Source organism: Gemmiger formicilis, assembly GCF_016901605.1.
In the GTDB taxonomy this organism is placed as follows: Bacteria; Bacillota; Clostridia; order Oscillospirales; family Ruminococcaceae; genus Gemmiger; species Gemmiger formicilis_B.
On record NZ_JACJKP010000236.1, the window covers coordinates 1 to 3321 of the forward strand.

Annotated in this window: 4 protein-coding genes and 1 pseudogene; 2 read left to right on the forward strand and 3 right to left on the reverse strand. The window is 53.0% G+C overall.

Annotation, left to right across the window (positions count from 1 at the left end; all coding sequences use genetic code 11):
• Positions 1-240: 240 nt before the first annotated feature.
• The 3 genes and pseudogenes from H6B10_RS13430 to H6B10_RS13440 all read right to left on the reverse strand — a co-directional run.
• A pseudogene (locus tag H6B10_RS13430) lies at positions 241-525 on the reverse strand (toxic anion resistance protein); the annotation flags it as partial.
• A gap of 97 nt (positions 526-622) precedes the next feature.
• On the reverse strand, positions 623-865 hold the full coding sequence (locus H6B10_RS13435; protein ID WP_087182775.1) for an Ac45/VOA1 transmembrane domain-containing protein: 243 nt from the start codon (positions 863-865) through the stop codon (positions 623-625).
• A gap of 43 nt (positions 866-908) precedes the next feature.
• On the reverse strand, positions 909-2279 hold the full coding sequence (locus tag H6B10_RS13440) for a PhoH family protein (RefSeq protein ID WP_204648818.1): 1371 nt from the start codon (positions 2277-2279) through the stop codon (positions 909-911).
• Between the two features lie 312 nt (positions 2280-2591).
• Here H6B10_RS13440 and H6B10_RS13445 point away from each other — a divergent pair, with 312 nt between their 5' ends.
• Both H6B10_RS13445 and H6B10_RS13450 read left to right on the forward strand, forming a co-directional pair.
• Positions 2592-3077 (forward strand): LPXTG cell wall anchor domain-containing protein, encoded by a 486-nt coding sequence (locus tag H6B10_RS13445; protein ID WP_204648819.1) that lies wholly within the window; start codon positions 2592-2594, stop codon positions 3075-3077.
• A partial coding sequence (locus H6B10_RS13450; protein ID WP_204652075.1) for a DUF3846 domain-containing protein occupies positions 3070-3321 on the forward strand: 252 nt, incomplete at its 3' end. The genes H6B10_RS13445 and H6B10_RS13450, both read left to right, overlap by 8 nt.

Genomic DNA, 3321 nt, shown 5'->3' on the forward strand with positions numbered 1-3321 from the left:
TTTCTTGTTCTATTACACCTTCTTCCAAGGGGATTCTGGTTTTTAGACAGATAAAGGCTCCCCAACCGACCGAAGTTTGTGAGCACGAAAAAGGATAAAATAAAAATTCCACCCAATTTACGCTGCTTACCTGTGAATAAGCTTATCCTGCTACACACACAGCAAAAACATAAAATCCCTTTTCAGGTTGTGCTGAGCAGTCAGTTTTGCAACCTGAAAGGGATTTTGCCATTTTGTCTATTACTGCTGCGCAGCTTCAAGTAGCGCCTTTTTAAGCTGCCGCTCGATCCTCAGGAGGTCCGCTTCCGCACTCTGGCGGGCAGCGCGGCCCTCCTGCCGGTGCAGTCCCAGAGCGATCTTGATCTGGCTTTCCCACAGTGGAACGGTGCTGAGAGCCGCCATTTGAATTTTATCTGCCGGCATTTTATCGTTGCTCTGGATCAACCGGATCTGCGGCGCAGTCTGGATGGCGACGTTTTTGCTCAGCTTTAGGCCGTGAATTTTCTTTTCAAAGCGGTTCACGGCATCTACAAAATCTCATACCACCTGGGCGCTCATAGGATCGTCCTCGTCCGACGCCTCGGCATGAAGCTTCGGCAGGTTGGAAGCTTTATCCAGTATATCATCGCCTCCGGATGAAGGACAGCAGGACTGCAAGAATCCCAACAAGAAGGATGCCGGCCGAGAGACCCATGAGGATACCGGAGGTGAAATCCTGGGACGGAGATCCGCCCGCCGCCCTGGAAACAATCCCCAAAACAATACCGAGCAGGATCAGCAGTACGCCGATACATCGTTTCCGGCTGCTCCTGAGCTTTTGCCTTATCCGTGCGATGGTCTCCTGAAAAGAACGGTTTCCCTTCATATCGCTAACAACCTTTCCTGTGCATATATAAAATCCAATCCATTTACATCCTTTTTACCGCATCCATAGCCAGTGCGGAACGCTCACACTCTTCGGCGGACATGGTGACCTGCCAGCACAGCGGACTGCCCTTCATTTTTTCCGCTGCGTAGCTCAAGCCGTTGGTGCGTTCGTCCAAAAGGGGATGGTCAATCTGCTGCGGGTCGCCCAACAGGATGATTTTCGTACCCATCCCGGCACGGGTGATGATCCCCTTGGCCTGCTTGGGCGTCAGGTTCTGCGCCTCGTCAATGACCAGATAGGTTTTGGAAATCGACCGGCCACGGATGAAGTTAAGGGCCTGGGCATCCACAATGCCCCGGTCGAACAACTCCTCTACTTTTCCGGAAAGGCTGCGCTCGTCGGCAAACCGTTCCTTTTCATTTTGATCCACCAGGAGCTCCAGATTGTCGACGACCGGTCGGAGCAACGGGGCGATTTTTTCCGATTCATCTCCAGGAAGGAAGCCGATGTCATCGTCAAACTGGGCGTTGGGGCGGCTGATCAAAATGCGCCGGTAAGCCGGTTCCTCCTGTTCCAGCATGGCGTGCAGGCCGACCGCCAAGGTGTAGAAGGTTTTGGCTGTGCCGGCCATCCCCTTTACGATCACCAGCGGCGCTCCCTCCGCATCGGCCATCAAGGCCTCCTGTAAGAATTTTTGGCCGATATTTCTTGGGGAAACACCGTAGGGCTTTTTCTTATGAAAAGAGAGCGGAACGATTTTCTTCCCGTCAAAACGGCCGAGCTGGGTTTTCCTGGCGGATTGGTCCGCTTTGAGGATGACGAACTGATTGGGCATGAGCGTCACAGGAAGCTTTTCACCGGCTTCGTCCACCTGATATACATCCTCCGGCGTAATATGCTTTTTTTTAAAGTCCTCGAATTTCTTTTCCGCTACAAATACCTCGCACCGGCCGGTATACTGCTCCCCGCTGACAGGCGCCTGCTCGGTGGTGAAATCCTCCGCCTGAATCCCCAGCATCTGTGCCTTGACGCGCACCACAATGTCCTTTGTCACCAGGATAACCGGCGTTTTCCTGTTTTGCAGGCCAAGGCAGACTTTTAAAATCCGGTTGTCGTTTTTATGATCCGGGAAGCCTTCCGGCAGCTTCACGTCCACGCAGTTGACCTCCAGGCGCAGCGTGCCGCCGCCGGGCAGGGGGACGCCTTCCAGCAGGTTTCCCGCCGTGCGCAGCGATTCCAGATACCGGATGACCTGCCGCGCATTGGCGCCCCTTTCCCCCTCTGCATTTTTCAATCCATCCAGTTCCTCCAGGACGGCAAGAGGTAAAACAAGATGGTTGTCCTCAAAGGATTGGAGGGCATAGGGCGCCTGGATCAGAACATTGGTATCCAGAATATACGTTTTTTGCATGGCGTTTTCTCCTTTTCATTACAGAAATTTGATTCTCTTCATAACGAAAACAGCCGGTTTTTCAGAAAAAGCGGCGCAAAGCAACGCACTTCCTCCGGAAAACCGGCTGATGCTATACAGGCAATATGCCAGGAAATCATATAGGGCAAAAAGCATAGGCAATCCACTCCATATTTCTATTATACATTTGATGCATTTGGTTTTCCATATAACCGGAGTTAATTATCCGTAAAATACAAGTAAAATAAATATATGAGTACCTCCGGCTTTCTTGTAGAGCGCATGTGAACTTTTTAAATGATAGTTCCGTCTTTGAATTTCAAATTTCTGATAAAGCAAAAGCGGAAATTTAAATGGGTAAACCTGTCCTTTTTCAGCCAAACCGGCACATATTCGCTCACCGCCTTGGTTTATCTGGTTGCGTCCGATATCCAGTTCAAGGTGGAGCGGGACGCGGAAGGCCATATCGTGGTATTCACCCGCGCGACCGCCGCAGACAGCTGGCACATAGTCGATGGTGCATCGGTCACGATGGTTGACGCGGCCCAGCCGCAACCCACCCCGACGCCTACGCCCACCACGACCGTCACGGTCACGGCAACGCCCACGCCGGCACCCGTTGCCCATGTGCCGCAGACCGGCGACAGCACGCCGCTGCTGGCGATGGTAATCGCAACGGCGGCTGCGGCAGCCGGATTCATCGCGCTGCTGGTGGCACGCCGCCGCAAAAACCGGCTGGAAGAAGAAAACGACCCGCAACTCGAACCGCGGGAGGATTGGGAGGATCGACATGAGTAAATCGAACAAGATGCGCGTCGTCCTTGTGGAACCGGGAAGGTATACCCGCAAAGCCACAATCGAAAACACATTGGAAGCGGAACAGGCGGTGGTCGGGGGAATGATCGATGTTATCCGGCCCTGGCCCAAGGAAAACGTCTGCCTTGTCCTCAATGATGAAGGGAAGGTCATCCCACTGCAGCCGAACCGGGGTTTGTCCGAAATCGATGATGTGGTGTACGGCACCTTTTTCCTTTGCGGTGAG